General features: G+C 61.4%; 2 protein-coding genes. Both read left to right on the top strand.

Annotation, left to right across the window (positions count from 1 at the left end):
- Positions 1-202: 202 nt before the first annotated feature.
- Entirely contained in the window at positions 203-1540 is a 1338-nt protein-coding gene (gene tssK / locus AC1D00_RS38440; RefSeq protein ID WP_477014269.1) for a type VI secretion system baseplate subunit TssK, read from the top strand.
- 287 nt (positions 1541-1827) lie between these two features.
- Positions 1828-2048 (top strand): DotU family type IV/VI secretion system protein (locus AC1D00_RS38435; RefSeq protein ID WP_477014268.1); only part of this gene is annotated, 221 nt, incomplete at its 3' end.

Below are 2048 nucleotides of genomic sequence, written 5' to 3'. Positions count from 1 at the left end.
CTCCTGGCTCGGCACGAACAAGGGCAAACTCTGGGACGAGTTCTTGACGCGCTGGAAGGCGCATCTTGGCCGCGACAACAGCGCGCCGATCGAAACCTTTATGTTGCACTTCTCGGACTATTACGACCGCGGCGACAAGCCCGGTTCAAAGTAAGCTATCGGCGACCATGCGGTCGCCGACATTTTCTAAGTGGATGTAGGAATGTCTTGGTACAGCAAGGTTTTCTGGTCGGAAGGTCTGTTTCTGCGGCCGCATCATCTGCAGCAGAACGACCGCTACATCGAACACTTGCTGGAAAAGCGCGTTCGCTACACGACACCATACCCCTGGGGCTTTGCCCAGCTGGAGATCGATAAGGATCTTACCGAACAAAGCAAGTTCGCTGTGCGCAATGCGTCCGGCGTCATGCCGGACGGTACGCCGTTCGATATCCCTGCGGACAGCCCAATTCCCGAAGCGATCGATGTGCCGGAGACGGCCGCTGGCCAGATCGTCTGGCTGATGATGCCTGTCGCGGCACCAAACACCCGCGAGGTCGACGAGGACCGCACCGACAGCGCCAGTCGTTATGTTCGTACTTCGGAAACCTTCATTGACTCGACCTCGGCGCTACGCATCGAGGAAGAGATCGACATCGCTTATCCGCGCTTGTCGTTCGAACTGCGCAAGACCAGCAAGCCCGGATACATGGGCCTCGGCATCGCGCGCATTCTGGAAGTGCGCGACAAGAACATCCTGTTCGACGACAAGTTCGTGCCGCCGATGCTGGTCTGCGCCGCGCATCCGATCATCGATGGTTGGCTCAACCGCATCATCGGCTGGGTTGAGACCAAACTCGACGAGCTGGCGCGTTACGCGGTCGATCCGTCATCCGGCGGTGGGTTGCAGAGCGTCGACTATCTGGTCCTGCAAGTGCTGAACCGTACCATTCCCGTGCTGACTCATTTCCAACGCTCCGGCAGCGTGCACCCCGAGCGCCTGTACGAGGAATTGCTGAGGTTCGCGGGTGAACTTGCGACTTTTTCCACGGCGGAACGGCGCGCGCGCAACTATCCGGCGTACGATCACGACGATCTCGAGAACGTCTTCACACCATTGGTGAGCGACATCCAGGACTTCTTGAGCGCGCGGCTGGGCCGGCGGGCGATCCGTCTGGAGATCATCGAGCGCGCGCAGAATGCGTTCGTATCGCCGATCCGCGATCGAGCGCTATTCCGAAATGCGACCCTGGTGCTGGAGGTTGCCGCACGGCGGCCGCTCGTGGAGATCCAGAACGATTTCCCGCACCTATTCAAGGTTGGGCCGAACACCAAGATGAACGAGATCGTGCACGCAAACTTGCCGGGCCTGACCTTGGTGCATTTGCCGACGCCGCCGCCGCATATCCGGGCCATTACGGATCACGTCTATTTCTATCTCGACCGCAAGTCGCCGCTGTGGCCCGAGTTCAGCACGGCGGCCTYGATCGGAATGCACTTCTCCGGCGACTGGCCAGAGCTTGAGCTGTACCTTTGGGCTATCCTGGAAGACAGGCCATGAGCGACAGGGACAAGCCGGTCAATCCTTTCGGTCGGGGCGAACGGACGATCATCCGTCCCAACCCCGGCGGGAAGTTGCCGCCGGCGCCGACCTCTCAGCCTCCGCCGGGCGAGGGGCCTGCAGCACGTCCGGCCTATTCGCCGTCACCCGTACCTTCTCCCGGCGCGCCAGCGCCACCATCATCCTTTTCGCCCGTTCCACAGGGCTCGAACTACGCCTCCGCGCCGGCCAGCCATCCAACCGAGGAATGGATCTCGACACCCGCGCAAGGCCAGGTGCCGCAACCCATGCTGCCGGCAGGGCCGCCGTTGCGCGTCGACGATCTCGTCGCGCCAAATGCCAATCCAGTGATGCGTGCTGCGGGCCCATTGCTGCAACTGCTCGGTCGGTTGCGGGTGGCGCTCATGCGCGCGTCGTTCGCGAGCCTGATGGAGCAGGTCGCAGACGCTATCAAATTCTTTGAGAAGGACATCCGTTCAGCGGGCATTTCCGAGCACCAGGCCAACAC

The sequence above is a fragment of the Bradyrhizobium sp. P2_E8 genome (genome assembly GCF_056403875.1).
Note: the sequence above shows the minus strand (reverse complement) of the source record. Positions and strands in the feature narration are given on the sequence as shown.